Origin of the sequence: Limibacter armeniacum (assembly GCF_036880985.1) — a bacterium.
Taxonomy (GTDB): Bacteria; Bacteroidota; Bacteroidia; order Cytophagales; family Flammeovirgaceae; genus Limibacter; species Limibacter armeniacum.
In genome coordinates, this window is the sequence record NZ_JBAJNO010000004.1 from 94,889 (window position 1) to 118,173 (window position 23,285).

Sequence of the window (23,285 nt, forward strand, 5' to 3'; positions counted from 1 at the left end):
AAAGAATAATAAACCTAATAATCTCTACAATACTCTATCAGGTATTGAGACATAAAAATGATTGTTGATTTTATATTAAAAATATGTAATCCTTTCTATGATAAAATAAATAGTCATTTCAGATAACGATCATTTTTATGCTAATCACTAATATAGGGGGGATTAAAGAACATAAAAATGATTGCTGATTACATAAATTAATTGTAGATAACGATCATTTTTATGCTATATAAAGTAGTGAGAACTATCATTCTGATATCTTTACTACTAAAAAATAGCTTTGACAATCATTTTTATGTTTTGAAATAACAGATAGGTGAATTTTATAGAGAAGGGAATAACACCAAAATGACGTAAAGACATAAAAATGATTGTCAAATAGAGCTTTTAGATATCTAATAACCACAAGAAGTGTACTGTATTGAGTTATAAATCAGATACTTAATGTTTCTACTATATTAGAACTAACATTAGTAGGTGTTTTTGACAATCATTTTTATGTAACAACAATCATTTTATAGCAATTCTTCGATTTGTCTCAGTAAGTCATTTAACTCACTCACTGCATCTTTATCTTTCTTTGTAAACAATCTTTTTGATGTTGTATTGAAAGCCTTTTTCAGTTCCATCAATTGTTTATCCTCATCAGAAAGGGATTTAGCATTTGATTGACCAACTACATTGCTAATGTCTTTTTCAGAAGCGATCTGCGCATCCTCTTCAGCTTGAGCCAATGCTTGAACCTCATTTCTCTTAACCTTTCTATTACCAGATAAGATATCAGCTTTCAACTGAGGGTTACTGTTTCCAATACGGTCAAGTCCAGCTGCAAATTGAGCATCTCTCATTATGGTTCTTTCACTTACACCATATTGCTCACTCAATTCTTTTTTCTTGTTTACAGTTTCCTGAGATCTTGTACCACCTTGTGTTCCCTTTTCGTTGTTGTATCGTAATCCTCTCAAGTAGCTTTTTTGTTCCTCAGTCAAGTTACGTCTGCCAAGTTGAAGGTCTATCATATAATCCTTTACCTGTTCTTTGGTATCAAAGTACAGAGGCTTTTTCAATTTGAATTCAACCTTATTCTTTTGGCAGATTCTGTAACGGTTGTGACCATCAATCAGAACAAATTGTGTTTCTCCATCCTCTATTCTTTCCCAGATTGTTAGTGGTTCACGACAACCTTCTTTCAGAATACTTTCTTCCAACAAATCAACTTCTTCATTGGTTAATGGAGGAATCAGTGCTTCCAATTCAGGAAGTATGGTAATATGCTGTTTGATATTTTGATCTTGTACAATCTTTCTATCTATTTTGATTGACCCAATTGGGCTTGCAATTTTCTTTCTTGCCATTATTAGAATTATATCTAGGTGTCATGCTGGCACCTTGGTTTGTGGTTGAGTTTAGTTAGGGAGAATAACATAAAAATGATTGTGATAATCATTCTGACAATCAAAGTGTCATGCTGGCACTTTGATTAATTTACTCCAAGTACTTCATATGCTAATGACATATAATCATCAGCACCGTTACTTTTTGGTTGGTAACTGAATACATCTTGTTGGGCAGACTGTGATTCTGTAATGGCAACATTGACACGGATAACACTTTCAAATACCCTGAAACCAGCCAATGCCTCTTTTACATAATCCATGTTTTCTTGATGGATAACCAACTGATTTTTTACGAGTGTAAATACAACTCCCTCTACAGTTAACTTATCATTGATTTCTTCCTGTACCTGCTGAACTCTTGAAAGCAGTTTGTCCAATCCTTTGATTGCTGAAATCTCAGGTTGTAAAGTAATCAAGCAACTATCAGCTGCCACCAATGCTGCATTTGTAATTATGTTGAGAGCTGGAGGACAATCAACCAATACATAGTCATAGTCATTAAGGACAGGTTGCAACACTTTGTTCAAGCGGTTGAAACCACCAATTTGTTGAACCAATTCCAAGTCAGCATCTGCCAATTCCAAATCAGAAGGAGATAGGTCAAGGTTTTCAGAGATGTTGTAAATTGGTAGAGGTTCATCATCCAAAAGTGCATTTACCAATTGCTTTTCAGGTTGGTCAATACCTAATGCTTGAGATAGGTTACCTTGAGCATCAATATCAACCAGTAAAACTTTTTTCCCTAAAAGTGAAAGTGCTTTACCAAGGTTGATAGCTGTTGTTGTTTTAGCTACACCACCTTTATGGTTGATAATTGAAATCACTTTAGCTTTACCACTATTATTAGCCTGTTGGTTAAAACCATATTTAACCAGAATAGGCTTTAGTTGCAGTAAATGTTTGTCATTTAACTGTCTTTCTCCTCTTTGTACTTTACTTAAAAGTCCTTTGCTAAGACCTGCTTCTTTTTCTAATGCTGAAAGTGATAGAGCAGGATTTCCATTCAAAAAATCAATTACTGCTGTTGTCTTCATTTATGGTCTTTTAGTTGGTTTTCTGTCCAAATTTGTGACCGTAAATAAATAACATTTATAAATATTGTCCAATATTATGACCAAAAAATATATAATATGACCAATAATGAAGTCAAAATTAATTTATTATTAAAGGTAAATGAGGTGAGAAGGATATTTTCACAAAGTGTCATGTTGGCACTTTGGTCATATTCTGAAAGAAGGAATTACTATTAAATAAAAAAATCAGCAAGGTGCCACTATGACACCTTGAATAAAAAATATTAAATGGAGTGTTTGAGAATCAAAGTGTCATGCTGGCACTTTGCAAGGTTTTAAGGAAACCATTGAAAAAGTAAAATGATATAAAAGCTTAACAGTTACATAAGTTCACTCTACGGTACACTTTTTTATAACCAACTAAAAACCAGTTTTTCAGATGGTGTTTTGGAACTAATTCCCCTCCAAAACTTCTTCCAAAGTCCTTTGATCTCATTACCTACTTGGCGGGGTCTCGTACAGAAATGCTCCTGCAACAGATCTTTTCCCTTTCTGAAATAGCTGTTCTCCCTGTAACCGTGGTTCTTTACTTTTATGTTTTGTACTTTTTCATGGAAAGCCACGCCAAATAAGTGACAAACAGCAAAGGCCATACACACCACAGCAAAAAGTCTTTCAAGCCGATCCAATTTGGTCAGGTGAGTGGCTTCCAGGTTGAATCCCCGCCCTTTGAGCGACTGGAAGAACACCTCGATGCTCCACCGTTTTCTATAGCTTGACAGCAAGCCGCTTTTCATCAGGTTTGAGACTACGATCAGGTAGTCCTTTCGCCCGTTTTTATCCTTGGTCATCTGCATGGAAAGGGTCAGGTCCATTCCATAGATCGTCGCTCTTCGGTCAGTGCAACGAAAACCTTCTTTGCTCCATACCTCTCCTGTTTTCTCCACACCATCGATGTTGATTTTGTGGTGTGATGGAATCCGAACGCAGAAGACAATCCCTTGCATGGTCATAAACCGAAGCCACTTTTTGCCGATAAACTCTCGGTCTGCAATCACTTTCCCGATCCGCTCGGGAGGTACAATCTGAAGCACTTCCTTCAGCAAATCAATACGCTCCTGCTGGTGGCTGTTTCCTTTTTTGTCCAGTAGCCGAAAAGCCAGTGGGAAACCCACGCCATGACTGTAGGCCGTCACGGCCAGAATATTCACTGCCTGCTTTCTGGACTGCCAGTTGGTTCGGTCAATGCAGAGGGTGATCTTTCCGGATGGCAGGCAGGAAAACAACCATGCCATCAGGGCCTGATAATTGAACACAGCTCCTGACATAAAGCGTTTGACTTGCTTGGTCCGAGAAGCTTTTTGTGCCTTGGATGGCAAGTTTTTGGCTATCTGATGAAATTGCACATTTTCATCTTCCACCAAGGCCGTAATTAGCTTGGCTAGTACCTGTTTGCTTGGTTTGCCTTTGACGATTTGGAAACCGCAGAGGATTTCAAGTATATTTGCAGTCAACATAAAGGTAAAGGTCTGGCTTGTGGTTTTGGCGAACGGCAAAGTTAGACCTTTGCTTTTTCTTGCCCCAATCAGCCCTTAAATAACCTGCAAATATCCTGTAATCCAGTATTACACCCTTAACTCACTTTGTTATTAAAACTGTACCGTAGAGTGACATAAGTTAAAAAAGCAACCTAACCTTTAAGCCATAATTTGGCTTCATTCTTATCACTAAATGACTCAAACTTAATTTCTGGTATTTCAGGAGACCACTTTAGTTTTTCAAAAATCAGGTTTACATATTCAAATGAGAATGTAGAATCATAACCTGTTACAAAAGCGATTTTTTCCAAATTCGTTCTTTTTAAAACAGCTTGCCATTCATTCACTTCTTTTATTGTTCTTACAGAAATATGATGATCCAGTAAAAGAGAAATATCAACAAGCCAGAAATGTGGATTGTATTTGAAAAGGCAGGATTGGGTAATTTCCATCTCCAAAAGATGAGATGTTTTGGTTGGGGCTACAGAGTGACTTTCAGTAATGAGAAGTTGCTTTTGTCCATCAAAATAATGGACAGAGTGGTTCGTGATAGTCTTAAGCATGATAAGGATCAGAATGGTTATGGTTATAATTTACGAAAATAGAGTAACACATCCTATTGCCTTCAAAAAGCCTTCACATGTATTAGAATGGAAAAAAAATAAAAACCCCTTGTATAATCTTGATACAAGGGGTTCTGATTTAGATAAGGGATTTTGAAAACTCATCCCATATTCCAGCTTCTCTGATTAAGGAATGTAGGTTGTTTTCAATAGTTCTTTGGTTATTACCAGAGACAGTTAAAGATGCTCTTATTCGGCCATACTCTTGACGTAAATCTAACAGTAACCTTTGACGTTCAATTCCTAACATAATATCAGATGAGGAGAGTCGTTCAACAAGGTTTAAAAAACGCATTGAGCCGAATGCATAAGTATGTTGCATAGTTAATGGATAAAGTGGTTAAACGGTTAAAAGCTTATTTATTAAATAGTTTGCAGGTTCATTACAAAATAGTTAACAAACCTACTGTCTTTTAAAAAATGGCTTATACCAAAAATAAGATAAAGTATTGAATTAGTGTAATCTTACGTTTAAATATTAATAAACTTTTAAGCAGATTTTCAAAAACCATTCCATGTTAAAATTGAACTTGATAATATTAATTTTCATGGGTTAATGAGGATGGACAGTTCTTGATTTTATATCCAATAATTTACACTCATTTATTTATAAGTTGGTTAATGGAGTGAATACCTACATAAACCAAAGAATTTAATTAGATGAAGGTAAAGCATTCAGTAATGGAACAATTTGAAGAAGTGAATAAGGTTAGAGGAAAAGAAAATAAATAAAAAAAATATAACTCCGTAATTCTTTTACGATCTGTAAGATGACATTTGTATTATCAATCAATTAAAAATGATTACAGCATTATGGGACTTATACTTGAAGAAATATCCAAAACCAGTATCAAGCTTTTGCTAAATGAACCTTTTTATGGGCACTTTTTTACTGGTATTGTTAAAGAGGTATCTGATAGGGTAAATACAGCTGCTGTTGGGATGGTAAATCCACAGATGGTCAAACTGATGGTAAACCCTGAGTTTTGGGAGAGTCTTGAAAAACCAGAACACCGTTATGGACTAATAAAACATGAAGTGTTGCATATAGTTCTAAAGCATTTGACAAAGCAGAAAGAATTTTCACATAAGTACCTTTACAATATAGCTGCTGACTTGGTAGTAAATCAATATATAAATGAAGAGCAGTTACCTGAAGGTGGGATCACTCTACAAAGGTTTTGGTATATAGAAGAAAAATATAATATCAAACTAAAACCCAATCAGGATGTAGGCTATTATTACCATAAACTGAAAAAACTGATTGATAAGAATACTATTACATCAGCCAATGAATGTAATAGTGAAGAAGGAAATTTAGAAGGAAAACCTTCTCCAATTATGCTTGATGACTTGTTGAAGGATGACCATCCAGAACTGGAAAAACATAAATTCTGGAAAAGTGTAGAGGAGTTATCTGATGCAGAACAAAAAATAATGGAACGGTATGTTAATGATATTATCAAGCAAACTGTCAATAGGATAAAATATAAGGGTAAAGGAATAGGGCATTTGCCATTAGGATTGCAGGAATACCTGAATGAGTTATTGGAGTCCTTAAAACCCAATCTTGATTGGCGGAGAGTCTTAAGACTTTTTGCAGCATCCAGTAGTCGTACTTTTTTAAAGACTACTATTCAAAGACCATCCAAACGGTATGGTACTACACCAGGTATTAAGGTCAAACGTAAGCAAAAGCTGTTGGTAGCCATTGATACATCTGGCAGTGTATCGATACCAGAGTTACAGGATTTCTTCAGTGAAATATACCATATATGGAGACAAGGAGCCGAAATCTATATTGTGGAATGTGATACCCATATTCATCAACAGTATTTGTATAGGGGTAAACCACCAGAAATAATAAGTGGACGGGGAGGAACAGCATTTGATGAGCCAATCTTGTTTGCAAACGAGCAGTACAACCCTGATGCCATCATTTATTTTACAGATGGATTTGCTGCAGCACCTTCAATTAAGAGCCGATGTTCGATCTTATGGCTGATATCCAGTCAAGGGCTAAAAGAGGATGATTCATCTTGGGTGACTTTACCAGGAAGAAAGGTAAAAATGGCAACCCGCTAATTCGATTTTTTTAAAACACAAATTCAATTTCCAAATGACTACACAACAACATCAATACGTTTATTATGGCACCGAAACACATGCTGCAGAAGTAGAAAGTTTCGTGAAACATATTTTGGAAGCTAATGCAGTGGCAGAAGAAGCGGGTAAGAAAAAAACACCAATCTGTATTTGGGGACGACATGGAATCGGTAAAACTGAAATAGTTGAACAGATAGCTGAAAAGCTTGACTATAAGTGGGCATATGTAGCACCTGCCCAATTTGAAGAGATGGGTGATTTGGTGGGGATGCCATCCATTGAAAACGGAAAAACTGTTTTTAGAGCACCAGAATGGGTACCAACAGAAGAAGGACCAGGTATTTTATTGATTGATGATGTCAATAGGGCTGATGACAGGATCCTAAGAGGAATTATGCAATTGCTTCAAAACTTCGAACTGGTGAGCTGGACATTACCAAAGGGTTGGCAGATTGTCTTAACTGCAAACCCTGATGGGGGAGACTATTCTGTAACACCAATGGATGATGCTATGCTAACACGAATGATGCATATCACAATGCGTTTTGATCCTAAAGATTGGGCATTATGGGCTGAGCAGCATGATGTAGATGAAAGAGGAATCAACTTTGTATTGACATATCCTGAGGTTGTGGATGGAAACCGTACAACTCCTAGAACATTGGTACAGTTCTTTGAAACAATTTCCTCTATCAAGGACCTGAATAAAAACCTAGGACTTGTCCAGATGTTGGCAGATTCTTGTTTGGATGAAAGTACAGCTGTATCGTTTATGTCTTTCGTTAACCAAAATTTAGGTAAGCTGATTTCTCCAGAAGAAATCCTGAGTGCGGAGAAATTTAAGGACAAGGTTTACAACCATATTCATGAGATTGTAAACAAGGATACTTTAAGGGTTGATATAATAGCGACACTCTGTACTAGAATGGTCAACTATCTTACCTTAAACAAGGTCAAACTAGAAAAACAACACCTTAAAAACCTTCAGGATTTTATCAAAATGGACTTCCTTCCTAATGATATTCGCCTAACAATGTTGCAAGACTTGGTTTCGTCCAAAAATGCGGCTTTGAAGATGGTAATGGCTGATCCTGAGATTAGCAAAATGTTATTGAAGAAAATGTAGTCAAATAAGAACCCATTAGCTAAGAGATTAAAACCATGAGTTATATATATAGTGCAACTGATTCATTAGTGAAAACTGATCCTTTGTCTGTTCGTTCAGCTCATTTACGTGAAGGAAAATTAGAGGAACAGTTGAATGCAATCAAGGCATGTCAAAACCTTGAAAAGCTTTTTGTTTACAACGTAAAAGATCAAATAGTACCGGATATACTGCTTCATTTCAAGAAGCTGAAAGAGGTATCATTCAATAACTGTGTTTTCTCTGATATTCCATCTCAAATAGGGGAATTGAGTGAGCTGAAGAACTTAACATTGGAAGCAAGTAAGCTAAAAGTATTACCTGAGTCATTTTTTCAGCTTCCATTACAGAATTTGAGCCTGAAAGCACCTGTGGAGAACCTTTCAAAGAATCTGGAAAAGATGTTTCATCTGATTGAAGCAAGTTTTCAGAATACGGTATTGGAGGAGTTGAATTTTGAGAATGTCAGATTTCCACATTTACAGTCACTGAATATTACCAGTTCAGGGTTAAAAAAAATCATATTGGGTACTGATACCTTGCCATCTTTGCTAACATTGGAGATTGTCAATAACCCAATAGCATCCTTGCCATCTGATTTTGGAAAGTTAAAAGCACTTCACAGTCTGAATATTGTAGGAAGTAACTTGCAAACATTACCAAGTTCTATTGTTGAGCTTTCTAAGCTAAAGTTTTTGAATATATCCATTGGCAAGCTAAAAGAACTTCCTGAGGAAATGGGAAAACTTACTGGGTTAGTTCATTTGCATTGTCAGGGAAATCAGCTTACGACTATACCTAAGTCTATGGAAGCGTTACAGTCATTGAAGTCACTCAACATTGGACGTAACCCTTTGGGAATTTTACCTGAACCTATAGCAAACCTACGGAGTTTGGAAGCATTGGAAGTAGAAGGAGCCAAATTGGATGAGCTTCCTGATTGGATTGGACAACTTTCAAACCTTTGTGTCTTGAACTTAACACAGAATAACTTGGCAACCTTGCCTGATACATTTAGTCAGTTGAGTAAAGTGGTACATCTGGTATTGGACAGGAATGCCTTTCAGGAATTACCTGCAAGCCTTACTCTTGACAAATTATCCTTGTTGTCCATAAAATATAACCCACTAAAGACATTTGAAGGGCTATCCAAATTACCTTCACTCAGAACGGTTTCACTGGCAAGTGTGCCAAAAGAGGCTGACCTGTTTGGTTTGGTAACACAAAATAGGGTCTATTTCCAAGATGGAAAGCAAGTTTTGGGTTTTAGATGTACACAAAATCAGTTTGAGCAATTGACCTCTTCATTAGGGAAAGCGAATATCTCAGAGGAAAGTAAACGATGGTTCTTTCATGAGGTAAGCAAAAGGAGAGATATTGAAAAGATACCTGATACAGGCAAAAACAGGACTTTAGAAGGGCTTTCTGTTCCATACAAGCCACTTCAGACAGTAATGATGAAACGTCTTTCTGCTATTATTGAGGCAGAAAATGCCCGTGAAAGTTTATCCAAGTCTTCAGTGATTACTGTTATGGGACGAACTACATTGAAGAAGACAGAAATCAGGGAAAAGCTGAAGGAGATTGGTGTTAAATACAGTAGTAAGCTGACAGATAAAGTAACACATATTGTAGTAGGGGCCAGTCCAAAAGAGATTACACAATATGAGGGGGAGGTCAATGCAAAAGTCTTGACTGAATCGGTTCTGACAGCGTTTTTGAATGAACATATGCCTACATATCTTCTGGATGAGGATACTGATGAAACCATGGCCGAGAACCTGATGGATTTACTGAAAAGTGAAGATGTAAGCAATGTCCTTTTAGGGGTAGAAATGCTGAAAACTGGAGGAGTTCCGAAAAAACTTATCGGTGAACTGTTTTATTTACAGAAGACAGCAGGGCAGACAAAAGTAAGGAGTGAAATCAGGAAACTGATGCTTGCCAATGCACCAGAATACCTATTGCCAGCAGTAAATGACAGAGTTGGGATGCCTAATCCTCACAAGCTTAAGGAGTATGAGATTGTAGGCAAGCTTCGCAAGGTTGAAAAGACTTGGACAAAAGAGGTTTGCTTTGAGTTCTGTCATATGCTTTATGAGCATCATAAGAAGGGTTTGCGCTATGTATTCAAAAAGACAAAACCCAATCAGGAATGGAGAATAAAAGCAGTTGCCTTGGTATATGAGGATGGTTTTCTGGACTGGACAAGGGCATTGGGGTATACAGATTACAGTCAAAAGTCAATTGAAGATATAGACTTGGGTTACTCCAATAAAAATACAGACTTGCCAACTGATATACTGGATAGCAAGAAGGTTACTCACCTCAAGCTTCACAACGTAAAGATGGAAACACTTTCAACTGATATTGCCAAGTTTGAGGATTTGGAAGAATTGGATTGTTCAGTCAATTTTCTGACTAAAATTCCTCAGGATATCAGTCAGTTGTCAAATTTGAAAAGGTTGAACCTGTCTGTTAATCAATTTACAACATTTCCAATGGAATTATTGAACCTGAAAGGGTTGGAAAAGCTTGATATGAGAGGAAATAAAGTGGGTTATGGAGAACATGCAAAGTCTCTTCAGATACCTGATGAGGTTTATCAGGCATTACCAAACTGTGAGATATTAGTTTGAGGTAAAAAGTCTTTATTTTCTTTCTTACACTTTAAAAATATGTTTATTGAAAACGGTTGCGAAACCGTTTTTTTTGTTTCCAAGCCTGCTTCAGATTGAATATATGTAATTTATACACTAACATTCAAAACCTTTTGATGAGCTGTCCTGTATGGATGGATCTTTTTAACCATTAAATGATGAGATTGTATGAGCACTATTCAAACTGAGGGACCTGTCAGAACCAGCGAGGAACATAAAGAGATACAAATTGGATTTATTACTTCAGTAACTTTAGTGGCAGCGCTGGGGGGACTCCTTTTTGGTTATGATACAGCTGTAATTTCTGGAGCTATTGGATATCTGAAAACAGCTTTTGGATTAACCGCAATGGAAATGGGCTGGGCAGCTTCCAGTGCCTTGATAGGTTGTATTGGTGGTGCTGCTGTTGCAGGCATGATCAGTGATACATTGGGACGTAAAAAGACGTTGATTATTGCTGGTGTATTGTTTCTGATATCAGCTGTAGGCTCTGCAATTCCTGATACGCTTACCATATTTGTTATCTTCCGTATAATCGGTGGTGTTGGTGTAGGTATCGCATCTATGCTTTCCCCAATGTACATCGCTGAGTTGGCACCTTCCAACATTAGGGGACGATTGGTAGCTGTAAATCAGTTTGCCATCATTTTCGGTATGTTGATAGTATATTTTGTGAATTACTTCATTGCTATGCAAGGAGGTGAAAGCTGGAACCAGGAAGTAGGCTGGCGTTGGATGTTTGCTTCAGAAATGATTCCTGCCTTCTCGTTTACATTGCTACTGCTGATTGTACCAGAAAGTCCACGTTGGTTGGTGATGAAAGGGAGAGAAGAAGAAGCACATACAGTATTGGATAAAATTGGTGGTGATGTAGAAACTGCCTTCAGTAATATTAAAAGATCACTTTCAGCAGAGAATAACCAGACTAAAGTGAGTATCTGGCAATCTTGGGCATTGAAAATTGTACTGATCGGTTCAGCTCTGTCATTGTTCCAGCAGGTAACAGGTATCAACGTATTCTTGTATTATGCACCAGAGATTTTCAAGAAACTGGGTAACGGTAGTTCAGATACAGCATTGTTACAAACGATTGTGGTAGGGGCAGTAAACCTTACGTTTACAGTTATCGCCATTTTCTCAGTAGATAGATTAGGTCGTAGACCATTGATGATAATCGGTTCAGCAGGGATGGGTATCTGTATTTCTGCCATCGGTTTTGCTGCATACCTTCAGAATACGGATGTGTGGTTATTGGCATTCGTTTTGGGTTATATAGCCTTTTTTGCACTGTCATTGGGACCTGTTGTTTGGGTATTGCTTTCTGAGATCTTTCCTAACAGTATCAGGGGTGTAGCAATGTCTGTAGCAGTTGCCGTACAGTGGATTTCCAACTTCTTGGTATCACAGACCTTCCCAATGATGATGGAGAATGAGTACTTGCAAGAGCAGTATCATGGAGGATTCCCATTTTGGGTATATGGGTCTATGTGTCTGGTGACAATATTCTTTGTTTGGAAATTTGTTCCTGAAACGAAAGGGAAAACCTTGGAGGAAATGGAGCAGCTTTGGAAAGAAAATGAATAGTAGTTGTGATAAGTTGTGTTTATAAACTAAACTAATAACATGAGTTTACCCGAATTTTCGGTGTAATATAAAAGAACCTTCAAAAGGGAATGTTATTTCTCTTCTGAAGGTTCTTTTTTATGAAGAATTATATTCTACATAAAGAAACAAAGCCAGCTCCCAAAGAGTGCGCCCGTCTGGCAAAAATCACCTTAAGTCGGTTGTACGTATTTCTGGAGCCTTTACTTGAGACCTTGAACCAAGTATTGGACAAACGTCTGGTCCGAACTTTCTACCATTTATTTGTCTCGATCCTGAGCCTGGAAAACAGTCGGCACTCCTTGCTGGTGACCAGGTTAGGCGCCCACTTTTTGGGAGAGCACCAAGGCTGGGCAGGTATGAAACGTATCCATCGGCTACTGGACTCACAGAAGTGGATGTCAACCTTGCTGGATAATTTCTTTGAGCAGCAGGCTGTAGCATTTGCCACAGAGGTAGTGGCTAGCGGCAAGTGGTTGCTGGCCCTGTGGGACGATGGGGAAATAGAAAAGCATGAGACGGAAAAGGGGGAAGGGCTCTGCCCTGTACGCAGCAGCAAGTTCAAGCGTCTGATCCGCATCCGGAAAGGGTATTACGATCCTCCTACCACCAAGCCTGCTTTTGTAGCAGGCCTGCATTGGCTAACGGTATTGCTGTCGGGTATGGATACGGCTCCCATCCTGTTTCGCAGTGACTGTTGGAGCCATCGTGGTCCGCAGGCGGAAGGCTGGTATGACCGGCATGTCAGGCTCCTGAAGCGATGTCAGGAGTTGCTTGGAGATACCGCGCTACATGTATTTGACAGAGGCTTTGCCGCAACCCGTTGGCTCAGCTTCCTGATCGGACTGCAATGCCGGTTCCTCATCCGGTGGAACGGACACTACATCCTGCTCAATTCCGCCGGGGTGAAAAAGAAGACCTGTTACCTGTCCATTGGAAAAAAAGCCACCTCTACACGGATGGTATGGGACATGAAACAGCAGGTCTACCGAAAAGCCGGTGTCCTCTGGATGAGGGTGACGCACCCTGCATACCCGGATGTGCCACTCACCCTGATCATCTGCCGGTCAGGAAAGATGGGAAGAAGCCCTTGGTATCTACTCACTTCCGAGAGGGTGGAAAACAGTCGACATGCCTGGAAACTGGTTTTTGCCTATTCAAGAAGATGGCTTGTCGAAAGCACTTTCCGTTACAACAAAGCTGAGCTGGGTATTGAGTCTATCAGAGTCATGACATGGGAAAAGCGAATGAAGTTTATCAAGATCGTCATGCTTGTTTACCTGTTTTTGCTTTGGCTGATGCATTTGAGGAAGGGTGTCCTAGTAGTACTTATTCTAAAACATACTTCTGACAAAAAAGGAAAGCGGTACAGAATTGCTTCCATACCGCTTTATAGACTTAGAGATGCCCTGATTTTCTTGATGAAACAAGAATTCGGGTAAACTCATGTTGTTTTTTAAAGCAGTACCAACATTTGCATAAGAAACGCATTACCATTGGCTTATATATATCAAACAAGTCAATTACTTATAAAGACAAAAAAGAAAGGGAGCTTCGGTTCCCTTTTTTTATGCAGATACCTATAACTGTTGCAATTGAACAGGATGACATAGCGGGGTAATGTACATTTAGTTAAACAGAATAAAGAAGATTTAAAGCCAAGTCAAACAGCAAAGAACTTTACTTATCGTTCATTCCATGGAATGATTTAAATCGGTAACCCTATATTGTGCTGAAAGTACAATATTCAATAGCAAAGGACTTTAGTCCTTTGTCTTCCCACTAATGCAGATATTAGCTCAATAAGTGAGTGAAGCGAATGTTGCAGGGTGTTACTTATGCTTAATATTTTACTACTATTAGCAAGGGATTGATTTTTTAGGGGAAGAGGAGCGATTAATTATTTTAGGCACAAGTAGCGTATTTCTGCACTCGCTATGCTCCTTTGAAATACTAATACTCATATAATTGCACATCATATAAAAGTACAATTTCTTTATTTACTTGGGGTATGTTCAGCAGGGAAGAGTAAGGGCTCAAATACTAAGTATACATTTTGTAATACAGTGCGCAAGGGACTCCCTTCCCTGTATATTCTTTCAGAACCTGAACAGTACCTAAGGACACAGGCTTATACCTGTGATCCAGCATCAAAAATGAGTAAAGGTGAGCAAAGAATAGGAACATTTCAGATGTATAATACCAAACTCTCTCTACTATGGCGGTTAAGTATTCCCTCGGTATCGACATGTCCAAACAAAACTTCAAGGTATGTTTCCTATCCAAGGATCTTGATGGACATTGCAAGGTGAAAGGCAGCAAAGGATTTGAAAACTCTTTGGCAGGCTTTACCAGATTCAAGGAGTGGTATGAGCAGCGGCAAAGGGAAAAGTTACCTTGCAGTTTTGTACTGGAGGCAACCGGCAACTACCATGAGCAGCTGGCTTGGTTTCTTTTTAGAGAAGGGCAGACTGTTCATGTAGTATTGGCCAACCGGGCGAAAAACTACCTGAAGAGTTTGGGGTTGAAGAGTAAAAATGATCACATCGATGCAAAGGGGTTAGCCCAAATGGGGGCAGATCAGCAACTATTGGTTTGGCAGCCATTGTCTGAAAACCTGTATGTGCTTCGAAGCATGACCCGTTACCATGAGGACCTGTGCAAAGTACTGGTACAATTCAAGAATCAGTACAAGCAACTGACATACAGCATGTACCCACTCCGAGAAGTTGCTGAGGGGCTTCAAGTTGCATTGGAGGCAATAGAAAAACAGCTTCAGGAAATAGAGCAACAGATCGGGTTATTGATTGAAAAAGATGAGGCTTTGCGTAAAAAAGTAGCATACATGACTTCTGTCAAGGGAGTCGGTCTGATGACAGCTGCTATAGTAGTGGCTGAGACCAATGGGTTTTCACTGGTTCATAACGGAAAGCAACTCACTAGTTATGCCGGCTATGATGTACGGGAAAACCAGTCAGGTCAGCGGCGGGGTACTACTAGTATCTCCAAGAAAGGGAACAGTCATATACGCCGGATCATGCACATGGCCGCTTTGAATGTAGTGCGCTATAAAGTGGGAAATTTCAGCAACCTTCAGCAACGGGTCTATGAGCGCTCGGGCTATAAAATGAAAGGCTATGTGGCTGTACAGTCCAAGCTTTTGAGATTACTCTATACTTTATGGAAAACAGAGCAATGTTTTGAACCTAGGCGGTCAGAAAAGAATACAAAAGGTCTAATCAATGAAACTAAAAGTTAGGAAAGAGATATGAATCGCTCTTAAGGGCGGGAAATGACAGCGTGTGAGTGAAACGAGCTAAGCGAAAATTTCCGCCTGAAAAGGCGATACTAGTCTGCTTTTGCCAAATAAAAAGTAGCCACACGATGGTGGCTACACGGGGTAGATACAGAAAATGTTTTTCTATGATCTCCTCTCAAAGAGCAATCTACAAAAAATACAAAAATTTTTCTTGCATTTAATCACAGTACCTTGCGCCAGTGGGGTGTTTGCTGTAAGAGAAAAAATCCCAAAGGGATTGAACAATAATAGCCGTAGGCAAAAGCCTGCGGTATAAGTAAATCCATTGATCCAACTCCAAAGGAGTTGAACCTATAAATCATTGAAGTGCTTAAAACTTCCGATTTCAATAATACACCTGCTTATCTTGTCAGATATGCTGTTTGAGTAGGTCAAGTACTTTGATAATCTCGTCTTCATTTAGGGAAGCAAACCCTAGTCTCATGGCATTTTCCTTGAAGGAATCATTTTGGTAGGAGGATGGAGCCAACATGGAAACCCCCTTTTGGGTCATGGTCGCTGTAAGTTTATTCAGGTCTATTTTTTTATCAAATCGGGACCATACAGCCATTCCTCCTTCAGGAACCTTGAAATGGATACTGTCCTTGAAATCTCTTTCCAGAATCTCACAGAACAGGTTTCGCCTTTCCTTATACAGTTTTACTGATTTCCTGAAATGCCTATTCAATTCACCACTCTTGATCATGGCCGCCATGGCCTCTTCCAATACCGTATCTCCCTGTATGTCAATCAACCTTCTCCGATAGGTCGCTTCCTGAATAAAATCAGCAGGGCCAGTCAGGAATCCTAAGCGTATGCTTGGGGCAAAAGTCTTGCATAACGAACCGATATACAGTACGTTTTGGCTGTGGTCTATACTGGCGATTGGCAAATGTGGCTTGCTCCGGTAATGGAAATCGTAATCGTAGTCATCTTCAATAATCGCAAACCTGTATTTTTGGGCAAGCTGAAGTAGCTTTAGCCTCCGTTTCATATTGAGTGTCACAGTAGTAGGCCAATGGTGATGCGGAATTATATAAACTGCTTTAATTGTTTGGTGATGTAGTGCTTGCTCCAGAAAATCTATATCCATCCCATCTTCATCAACAGGGATTCTCAGCAGGTTTGCCCCACTGTGACGAAATGTGGTATCAGCAGCAAAGTAATTGGACATTCCTACAGCTACTGTATCACCCTTCTTCAGAAGTAACTGAGCCAACAGGTAGATACCCATCTGACTTCCTTTTGTGATCAACAACTGGTTTGGCTGGGTATTGAGCCCACGTGATTCGGACAGGTAACGGCAAATTTCCTGTCGGAGGTTCTCTGACCCTTGTGGATTTCCATACTTGAGAAAAGACCTATTATACTGTGCCTTGGCGATGCTGCGGTATTCCCTCATAAAGATGTCAATAGGTGTTAGCCGGACATCCGGAAAACCATCATCTATGGCTAAAGAGGTTTTAAAGTTGGGGTAGAAATTAGGGTTTGGAAAGGCTGGTTTGTTCCACCTGAAAGAACCCTCTGCAATGGTTTCTTGATTACGATGTGATGAAATAGCAACTTCTGGCAGATTGTCAATAACAAAAATGCCCTTCCTGTCCAGTGAGATAGTCCAACCTTGGCTGATAAGCTCTTCGTAAGCTTGGTTGATGGTATTCCTGTTGATGCCAAGCAAGGTGGCAAGTTCACGTGAACTAGGCAATTTTGAAGAGGGTGTCAAAATTCCCTTGGAAATAATGTTTATAAAGTGATTACAGATTTGAATGTAGACAGGAATCTTGGTGTCTCGGTCTATTGTGATAAGCGTTTTATATGGCAGCATCTGGACTAGAGAACTTATTAAAATTGGTATAGTAACATATACCAATGATACACTATTTTCGCACGACTATCATAAAACACAGATTAAATATGGATAAATCAGCAAAATTTGCGCAGCTTTTTTTACGTCTTGCATTAGGTTTCAGCTTTCTAAGTGCAGTTGCAGATCGCTTTGGCATGTGGGGAGCACAAGGTGAACCATCGGTTGCATGGGGAAACTGGAGTAGCTTTTTAGACTACACCTACCTGTTGGTTCCTTATATGAGTAGAGCCTTGTCAGATATTGCAGGAACTGTTGCTACAGTAGCAGAGGTGCTCTTTGGTATTCTATTGATCATTGGCTTTAAGACCAGACTTGCGGCTTTGGGAAGTGCTTTGCTATTGGTTGTTTTTGCCTTATCCATGTTTGTATTTTTGGGCGCAAAAGCACCATTTGATTATTCTGTTTTTACAGCAGCAGCGGGTGCGTTTCTGTTGGCGGCAGTTGCTAAATATGAGTGGAGTGTTGATCAGTCGATAGGTAAATAATTGGAACCTTGTTACTTCAATTCAAAATTTGTCTTAGGGGTGAAGAAGTTGCTATCTTTGGGGTCTTTAAATGCTTAGACTGATAATAGCATAACAACCAGACATAAAAATGAGTAACGAGCAGAAAGCAATCAAGACGGTATACTTCAGTATTATCGGAAATACGAGTTTGGCCTTAATCAAGGGGTTTGCCGGTATATTCGGGAACACCTATGCGATGATTGCCGACGCTATCGAGTCAACTACAGATATTTTTTCTTCTCTGCTGGTCTTGTTGGGACTCAAATATGCCAAAAGACCAGCAGATGAGAACCATCCCTACGGACACGGTAAGATTGAGCCGCTCATTACTTTTATTGTGGTTGCTTTTTTGGTAACCTCTGCTACTATAATCGCTTATGAAAGTGTTCAGCATATCCTTACGCCACACAAGACGCCTAAACCTTGGACACTGATTGTACTGGGCGGAATTATACTCTGGAAAGAAATCTCATTTCAGATCGTCATCAAGAAGAGCAAAGAGACCAACAGTACTTCACTGAAGGCAGATGCTTGGCACCACAGAAGTGATGCCATCACATCGGTTATGGCATTTATCGGAATTTCAATTGCCATTATTTTTGGGGAAGGTTATGAGACAGCGGATGATTGGGCGGCCCTGTTTGCCTCAGCTTTTATCCTGTATAACAGTTACTTGATTTTTCGTCCTGCTTTGGGAGAAATCATGGATGAGCACCTTTATGATGACCTGCTGATCGAAATCCGTGAAAAGTCTACGAATGTACCGGGTGTTCTAGGAACAGAAAAGTGCTTTATACGTAAAGCAGGGATGAAATACCATGTGGACTTGCATTTGATAGTTGATGGGGAAATTTCTGTAAGAAAAGGACATGATATCGCCCACCAGTTGAAGGATTACTTATGCGAAGAAATCCCTAACCTGGATCATGTATTGATTCATGTTGAGCCGAATTGAATTGGGACTTAGGGACTTTTTTGATAACAGTTTTTCTTATAGATTAACATCGAAATAGCCTTCTGGCTATTTTTTGCATTTAGTTTTTTCAACTCCCTGATAAAGATGAACATCACATACCGAAAGTTAAGTCACGCAGATATAGCTCAATATCATCAGGCAAGGTTACAGTGTCTATTAGAATTTCCTGATTGTTTTGCTACGACTTATGAAGAGGAAAAACAAAAGGAAAACTTTCTTTTTGATCTTTACTTGAAAGAAGGAGATCAACATAATTTTGTGGTTGGCGCATTTGATGGAGATACTTGTATTGGTTTATGTGGATTCTTACGGGAGTTTAAGAAAAGGACCAGTCACAGAGGTAAGATAGTCCAGATGTATGTGGCAAAAGCGTATCAGGGAAAAGGAGTTGGAAAAGCATTACTTTCTATGGTAATGTACCATGCTTTCGAAGAGTTGGGTGTTGAGCAAATTATATTGGAAGTAATTGCAGCTAACAAGGTAGCGACACAGGCTTATCAAAAACTGGGGTTTGAGGAATATGGCTTTATGAAAAAATATTTTAAACTAGGAGACCAATATTTGGATGCCAAGTTGATGATCAAAAACAAAATATGATGCTAAAACAGGAAGTTTATCAGAGAGCCATCAAGTTTGCAGGTGAGAAACATTGTGATCAATTGGTGCCTGGAACTACTGCCAATTACCTTTTACACCTTTCCAATGTGGCGATGGAAGTGATGGTGGCTTATCAAAATGAGGCCAATTTTGAGATCAATACAGCGGTTCAGCTGGCATTATTACATGATGTATTGGAAGATACCAAAACCAGTGAGTCTGAATTGGTAGAGCTGTTTGGGGATGAAATCGGTGTAGGTGTTAAAGCCCTGACAAAGGATGATGATATTCTTGACAAGCAGGAGAAAATGGCAGACAGCTTAAGAAGAATCAAGAAATCTTACAAGGAGGTCAGCCTTGTTAAACTAGCAGATAGAATCACGAATCTTCAGCAACCGCCAAAGCATTGGAATACAGAAAAAATTAAAAAATATTGGGAAGAAGCTACTTTAATCCATCAGGAACTTTCAGGTTTTAATAAATTTTTAGACCAGCGATTAGCAGCCAAAATAAGCGAATATCAAAAATATTGGAGTGAAGATACCCTTTAACTGAAAAGCATCAATCGTGCATAGATGGGGAGTAAGAAACTCCATCAATAAATTCTTTCTACGTTTTGCATAAATCTTCTTGAATACTTGAAAGCAAGGGGCTTTTTATTTCAATATACTTCAGGTAAGCAAGTATTGAATTGGAATAGAGATTTCCTACTCTAATCCTTTCTCATATTATGAGGTACTAAATGATCCTGTTACCCTGTTCAACCCTTTCAGGGTTATGATAGATTGATTGCTGTCAAATCCAGATTTCCATCTGGAGCTAATATGGTTTGTTTCCTTCTGAAACGGTGTTTGCTGTAAGAGAAAATAATACCGAAGGGATTGAACAATAGTAGCCTTAGGTATAAGTAAATCACATTTATCCGACCCCAAAGGAGTTGAACCTATAAACCATCGATGCGTTTAAAACTTCCGATTTCAATTATACCTCTGCTTAAAAACCGTTATTGGAAACGTTCCCAAAGCTTTGCACGTTATGAATCCCCGTGTTGTGGTTGGTCCATAAAGCTTTTCAGGAAATCAGCCAAGGCATCTTCATGACTCATCTGAAGCTTTTTGCGCAGACGGTACCTTGCAGATTCAACACCTCTGGTAGAGATGTTCAGTAGTGGTGCTATTTCTTTGTTGGTGAGGTCCATTTTGATAAATGCACATAACCTAAGCTCACGTTGGTTCAGTTCAGGGAACTGTTCTCTGAGTGTGTGGAAGAAATCATTGTGTATCCGTTCAAATTCAGCATCAAACACCTGAATGTGCTTTTCTTCAGCAAGGTGAATGTTAAGCGTACGGATCATTTGCTTGATTACTTTCCTGTTCCTTTCATTGTTGATCTGCTTTTCAAATTCCTGTAGCTGTTCACGTTGTTCCAGAAAAACCTGATTTTTACGGGCAAGCAAAGTCGTAAAGTTGACAAGCTCCTTACTTTGATCTATAACATCCTGTTCCAACGCTTCCTTGGCTTGGCTGATCTGAAGTTTTTCTTGCGTAAGCTTGAGCTGTTCCAGTTCGAGTTGAAGTAGTTTTTGGGCCTTTGTTGATTCTGCCCTGATTTTCTGTTCCTTGACCCTGTAATTCTTTCGCAGTTGCCTGAAGCCTAGGTAAGCAATCAATAGGGAAAGGCATATAAAGGCAACAATAGCCCAAGTTGTCTCATACCATTTTGGTAAAATCTGGAAACGGATAGAAGTTGCATGCGCAATTTCACCAGTTGGACTTTTTCCCCTTACATTAAATGTATAGGTGCCAGCCCTGAGGTAATTGTATGCGGCAAACGAAGTTTCATCCCACTCTTTCCAGTTTTGGTCAATATCATCGAGTTTATAGCTGTAGCGGATATTTCCTTTGTCCAGCAGTTGAGGACAGCTGAATTCTATCCTAAGTTGACGAGTCTGGTTCGGCAGTTTATATAGCTGTTCCCCTGACGTGGGTAGCACTCGTGTGGTGGTGTCGAATTCATACCGAATATTGGTGATCACAGTAGGGATATTGCCCAAATTCTCTTGTGCTCGAATACTTGCGAGGTATAGTCCGGACCTTGTTCCCACCAGTACTTGATTGTCCGAAAGGGGAACCACTTTTTCCATACTTCTATTGAAGCTACCTTTAAAGGCGGCAAACAAATCCGTATGCAACTCTTTTTCTCCTTCCCTGAAATACCCAAGCTCATCGTCTTTGATAAACCAGTTGAGGCTTTTGTAGGCAATCAGCTGTCTGATGTTTTTATCTGTACCCAGTATTTCATTCAAAGAATTAAAGGGTTCAAAAGTCAGTTTTTGGGTGTTGAAACTATAGGTACCGCTGTTGGTTGTAAACACTTCGTTTCCCTTCCAAATGTGCACATTGATATTATAAATGGAAGGAAGTCCGTCTTTTTCTGTGAAATGCTCCAACGAAGTGACCCTCGAAAGCTCCTCATCCATATGGATACGGTAGACCCCTTTGTAACCGTGACAAACCCAATACGTATTTGGCTCAGAAGCAGGTTGAATATCACGCGTAGATTCCTCAAACCCTTCAATTTTGTGTTCAACCTGTAGCTGTCCTGAATCATTGAGTGTTGCTGTGTAGATACCGCTATAGGTACATATCAAGTATTTTCCACCTTGTTGGGATGGAATTGTTTTCCAGACGCCTTCTACTTGACCAATTCTTTTGGTTTGATTATTCTCAATCAGGAACAGCCCATTGTCGTGGTTGACGTAGAGTTTTCCGCCAATACTGGCCAATGACCAAACCTGCCCACCAATGTTGTGAGCCTTTTCAAAAGCAGGAAGATAGGTATTGCCTTTTTGGGAATGTGAACTGTAATATAAGCCCTTGTTGGTAGCCAGATAGATTTTGCCGTACTGCTCTTTAAGGTCATACACGGAAGCCTTGTCAAATACGGTTTTGATAGGGGCATCCATTTCCACAAAATTGAGCCCATTATTGAGCATGACCCAAAGGTTATCTTGCTGATTGAGGTACAACGAGTGAACCGCTTCTGCCTTCAGTTCCTGAAAAGGATTGACAGAAGATAGGGTATCATTTAGGTCTATATGATAGGAAATTACTTTAGAATTAAGTGTCCCGATCAATATCTGGTTTTCTTTGTATAGCAAGGAGTAGCTTGCACGGTCATCAGTACCCAACAGTTTTTTGATCAGCTCAAATTCTTTTGTTTTGGGATCAAACCGATAGATATATCCTTTTTCTGAAACCAAATAATGGTAGCGACTACCAGCAGGAGCGTGGCATCCAACCATCAACTGGTTTTGAAAAGGCTGATCATCAATCAGCTTCTCAAAGTTTTTGTGTTCCTCATCATACCTGAAGATGCCTTCACCTTCTTCTTGTACATAATAATGCCCATTGAGGAAGTACGAAAACTTGAATTTCTGGATTGCCGGTAAGACCGTTGTGCTCTTGCCATTTATAATGATCAATTGCTTAAAAGTCCTTACAAATACCTTTTCCTTATAAGTGTGTATTTTCCATACATTTTCAAGCTTTTCCTTCCCTAGCTGTAAGCTGTCTACCAAAGATTCATATTGGTAGTTGCCTAAATTATCTTTTACAATAATCCCCAGTTGGTTGTATCCTCCAGTATATACAGTCCCGTTATCTGAAATGCTTAAACATCGGCTTGAAGAGTGATTGGGAAGAGGAACCTTATGCCACCTTTCTCCATCATATACAATTACACCATCATTATTCGAGAAGTACATCACCCCATCTTGCCCTTGGCAGGCATCCCAAAACTGGTGATCGGCTTCGAAGTCCCCCTTTGAAAAGTAACGAACGGATGGAATCCCCTTCACTGTGTATTCATCTGAAAGAGAGGAAGCACACACAAAATTACAAAGGCAAAAAAAGGTACTTAAAAGGAGTAGAGATAATCTCATAATCTATCAATACAA

Annotated in this window: 17 protein-coding genes; 10 read left to right on the forward strand and 7 right to left on the reverse strand. The window is 39.2% G+C overall.

Translation table 11 applies throughout. From position 1 onward, the window contains the following. Positions 1-515 precede the first annotated feature (515 nt). The 5 genes from V6R21_RS04140 to V6R21_RS04160 form a co-directional block, all read right to left on the reverse strand. A complete protein-coding gene (locus V6R21_RS04140) occupies positions 516-1,355 on the reverse strand; it encodes a ParB N-terminal domain-containing protein (RefSeq protein WP_334241151.1) in 840 nt (279 codons plus the stop codon). Between the two features lie 125 nt (positions 1,356-1,480). Further along, entirely contained in the window at positions 1,481-2,431 is a 951-nt protein-coding gene (locus V6R21_RS04145) for a ParA family protein (protein WP_334241154.1), read from the reverse strand. A gap of 389 nt (positions 2,432-2,820) precedes the next feature. Further along, positions 2,821-3,927 (reverse strand): IS4 family transposase, encoded by a 1,107-nt coding sequence (locus tag V6R21_RS04150; RefSeq protein WP_334240759.1) that lies wholly within the window; start codon positions 3,925-3,927, stop codon positions 2,821-2,823. Positions 3,928-4,100: 173 nt separating this feature from the next. Continuing rightward, positions 4,101-4,511: a hypothetical protein gene (locus V6R21_RS04155; RefSeq protein WP_334241156.1), complete on the reverse strand. Its 411-nt coding sequence runs from the start codon at positions 4,509-4,511 to the stop codon at positions 4,101-4,103. 139 nt (positions 4,512-4,650) lie between these two features. Continuing rightward, positions 4,651-4,893, reverse strand: coding sequence for a hypothetical protein (locus tag V6R21_RS04160; RefSeq protein WP_334241158.1), 243 nt, complete (start codon positions 4,891-4,893; stop codon positions 4,651-4,653). Positions 4,894-5,384: 491 nt separating this feature from the next. Here V6R21_RS04160 and V6R21_RS04165 point away from each other — a divergent pair, with 491 nt between their 5' ends. The 6 genes from V6R21_RS04165 to V6R21_RS04190 all read left to right on the forward strand — a co-directional run bounded on the left by V6R21_RS04165 (position 5,385) and on the right by V6R21_RS04190 (position 15,342). After that, positions 5,385-6,656 (forward strand): vWA domain-containing protein, encoded by a 1,272-nt coding sequence (locus V6R21_RS04165; protein WP_334241160.1) that lies wholly within the window; start codon positions 5,385-5,387, stop codon positions 6,654-6,656. Between the two features lie 34 nt (positions 6,657-6,690). Then, positions 6,691-7,803: an AAA family ATPase gene (locus V6R21_RS04170; protein ID WP_334241162.1), complete on the forward strand. Its 1,113-nt coding sequence runs from the start codon at positions 6,691-6,693 to the stop codon at positions 7,801-7,803. 35 nt (positions 7,804-7,838) lie between these two features. After that, positions 7,839-10,460, forward strand: a complete 2,622-nt coding sequence (locus V6R21_RS04175; protein WP_334241164.1) for a BRCT domain-containing protein — start codon at positions 7,839-7,841, stop codon at positions 10,458-10,460. 189 nt (positions 10,461-10,649) lie between these two features. Further along, positions 10,650-12,065: a sugar porter family MFS transporter gene (locus tag V6R21_RS04180; RefSeq protein ID WP_334241166.1), complete on the forward strand. Its 1,416-nt coding sequence runs from the start codon at positions 10,650-10,652 to the stop codon at positions 12,063-12,065. A gap of 119 nt (positions 12,066-12,184) precedes the next feature. Further along, on the forward strand, positions 12,185-13,525 hold the full coding sequence (locus V6R21_RS04185; protein WP_334241169.1) for a transposase: 1,341 nt from the start codon (positions 12,185-12,187) through the stop codon (positions 13,523-13,525). Positions 13,526-14,301: 776 nt separating this feature from the next. Then, complete coding sequence (locus V6R21_RS04190) at positions 14,302-15,342, forward strand: IS110 family RNA-guided transposase (protein WP_334241171.1); 1,041 nt, start codon at positions 14,302-14,304, stop codon at positions 15,340-15,342. A 409-nt stretch (positions 15,343-15,751) separates the two neighbouring features. Here V6R21_RS04190 and pdxR read toward each other — a convergent pair whose 3' ends face one another. Beyond that, positions 15,752-17,206, reverse strand: coding sequence for a MocR-like pyridoxine biosynthesis transcription factor PdxR (pdxR, locus tag V6R21_RS04195; protein WP_334241173.1), 1,455 nt, complete (start codon positions 17,204-17,206; stop codon positions 15,752-15,754). A gap of 89 nt (positions 17,207-17,295) precedes the next feature. Between pdxR and V6R21_RS04200 the strand changes: the two genes are divergently transcribed. The 4 genes from V6R21_RS04200 (at position 17,296) to V6R21_RS04215 (ending at position 19,878) form a co-directional block, all read left to right on the forward strand. Then, positions 17,296-17,733 carry a DoxX family membrane protein gene (locus V6R21_RS04200; RefSeq protein ID WP_334241175.1) on the forward strand — a complete coding sequence of 146 codons (438 nt, stop codon included), beginning with the start codon at positions 17,296-17,298 and terminating at the stop codon, positions 17,731-17,733. A gap of 109 nt (positions 17,734-17,842) precedes the next feature. Next, a complete protein-coding gene (locus tag V6R21_RS04205) occupies positions 17,843-18,709 on the forward strand; it encodes a cation diffusion facilitator family transporter (RefSeq protein ID WP_334241178.1) in 867 nt (288 codons plus the stop codon). A gap of 105 nt (positions 18,710-18,814) precedes the next feature. Next, complete coding sequence (locus V6R21_RS04210) at positions 18,815-19,327, forward strand: GNAT family N-acetyltransferase (RefSeq protein ID WP_334241180.1); 513 nt, start codon at positions 18,815-18,817, stop codon at positions 19,325-19,327. Further along, positions 19,327-19,878, forward strand: coding sequence for an HD domain-containing protein (locus V6R21_RS04215; RefSeq protein WP_334241181.1), 552 nt, complete (start codon positions 19,327-19,329; stop codon positions 19,876-19,878). Before V6R21_RS04210 ends, V6R21_RS04215 begins: the two co-directional genes overlap by 1 nt. Before the next feature lie 482 nt (positions 19,879-20,360). Here V6R21_RS04215 and V6R21_RS04220 read toward each other — a convergent pair whose 3' ends face one another. Continuing rightward, positions 20,361-23,186 (reverse strand): helix-turn-helix and ligand-binding sensor domain-containing protein, encoded by a 2,826-nt coding sequence (locus tag V6R21_RS04220; RefSeq protein WP_334241183.1) that lies wholly within the window; start codon positions 23,184-23,186, stop codon positions 20,361-20,363. Positions 23,187-23,285 lie beyond the last annotated feature (99 nt).

Coding starts and splice junctions, on each gene's coding strand:
- V6R21_RS04210 (WP_334241180.1), top strand. CDS start 18,815: ATGAACATCACATACCGAAAGTTAAGTCACGCAGATATAGCTCAATAT.
- V6R21_RS04175 (WP_334241164.1), top strand. CDS start 7,839: ATGAGTTATATATATAGTGCAACTGATTCATTAGTGAAAACTGATCCT.
- pdxR (WP_334241173.1), bottom strand. CDS start 17,206: ATGCTGCCATATAAAACGCTTATCACAATAGACCGAGACACCAAGATT.
- V6R21_RS04170 (WP_334241162.1), top strand. CDS start 6,691: ATGACTACACAACAACATCAATACGTTTATTATGGCACCGAAACACAT.
- V6R21_RS04185 (WP_334241169.1), top strand. CDS start 12,185: ATGAAGAATTATATTCTACATAAAGAAACAAAGCCAGCTCCCAAAGAG.
- V6R21_RS04215 (WP_334241181.1), top strand. CDS start 19,327: ATGCTAAAACAGGAAGTTTATCAGAGAGCCATCAAGTTTGCAGGTGAG.
- V6R21_RS04180 (WP_334241166.1), top strand. CDS start 10,650: ATGAGCACTATTCAAACTGAGGGACCTGTCAGAACCAGCGAGGAACAT.
- V6R21_RS04155 (WP_334241156.1), bottom strand. CDS start 4,511: ATGCTTAAGACTATCACGAACCACTCTGTCCATTATTTTGATGGACAA.
- V6R21_RS04150 (WP_334240759.1), bottom strand. CDS start 3,927: ATGTTGACTGCAAATATACTTGAAATCCTCTGCGGTTTCCAAATCGTC.
- V6R21_RS04205 (WP_334241178.1), top strand. CDS start 17,843: ATGAGTAACGAGCAGAAAGCAATCAAGACGGTATACTTCAGTATTATC.
- V6R21_RS04200 (WP_334241175.1), top strand. CDS start 17,296: ATGGATAAATCAGCAAAATTTGCGCAGCTTTTTTTACGTCTTGCATTA.
- V6R21_RS04145 (WP_334241154.1), bottom strand. CDS start 2,431: ATGAAGACAACAGCAGTAATTGATTTTTTGAATGGAAATCCTGCTCTA.
- V6R21_RS04165 (WP_334241160.1), top strand. CDS start 5,385: ATGGGACTTATACTTGAAGAAATATCCAAAACCAGTATCAAGCTTTTG.
- V6R21_RS04190 (WP_334241171.1), top strand. CDS start 14,302: ATGGCGGTTAAGTATTCCCTCGGTATCGACATGTCCAAACAAAACTTC.
- V6R21_RS04160 (WP_334241158.1), bottom strand. CDS start 4,893: ATGCAACATACTTATGCATTCGGCTCAATGCGTTTTTTAAACCTTGTT.
- V6R21_RS04140 (WP_334241151.1), bottom strand. CDS start 1,355: ATGGCAAGAAAGAAAATTGCAAGCCCAATTGGGTCAATCAAAATAGAT.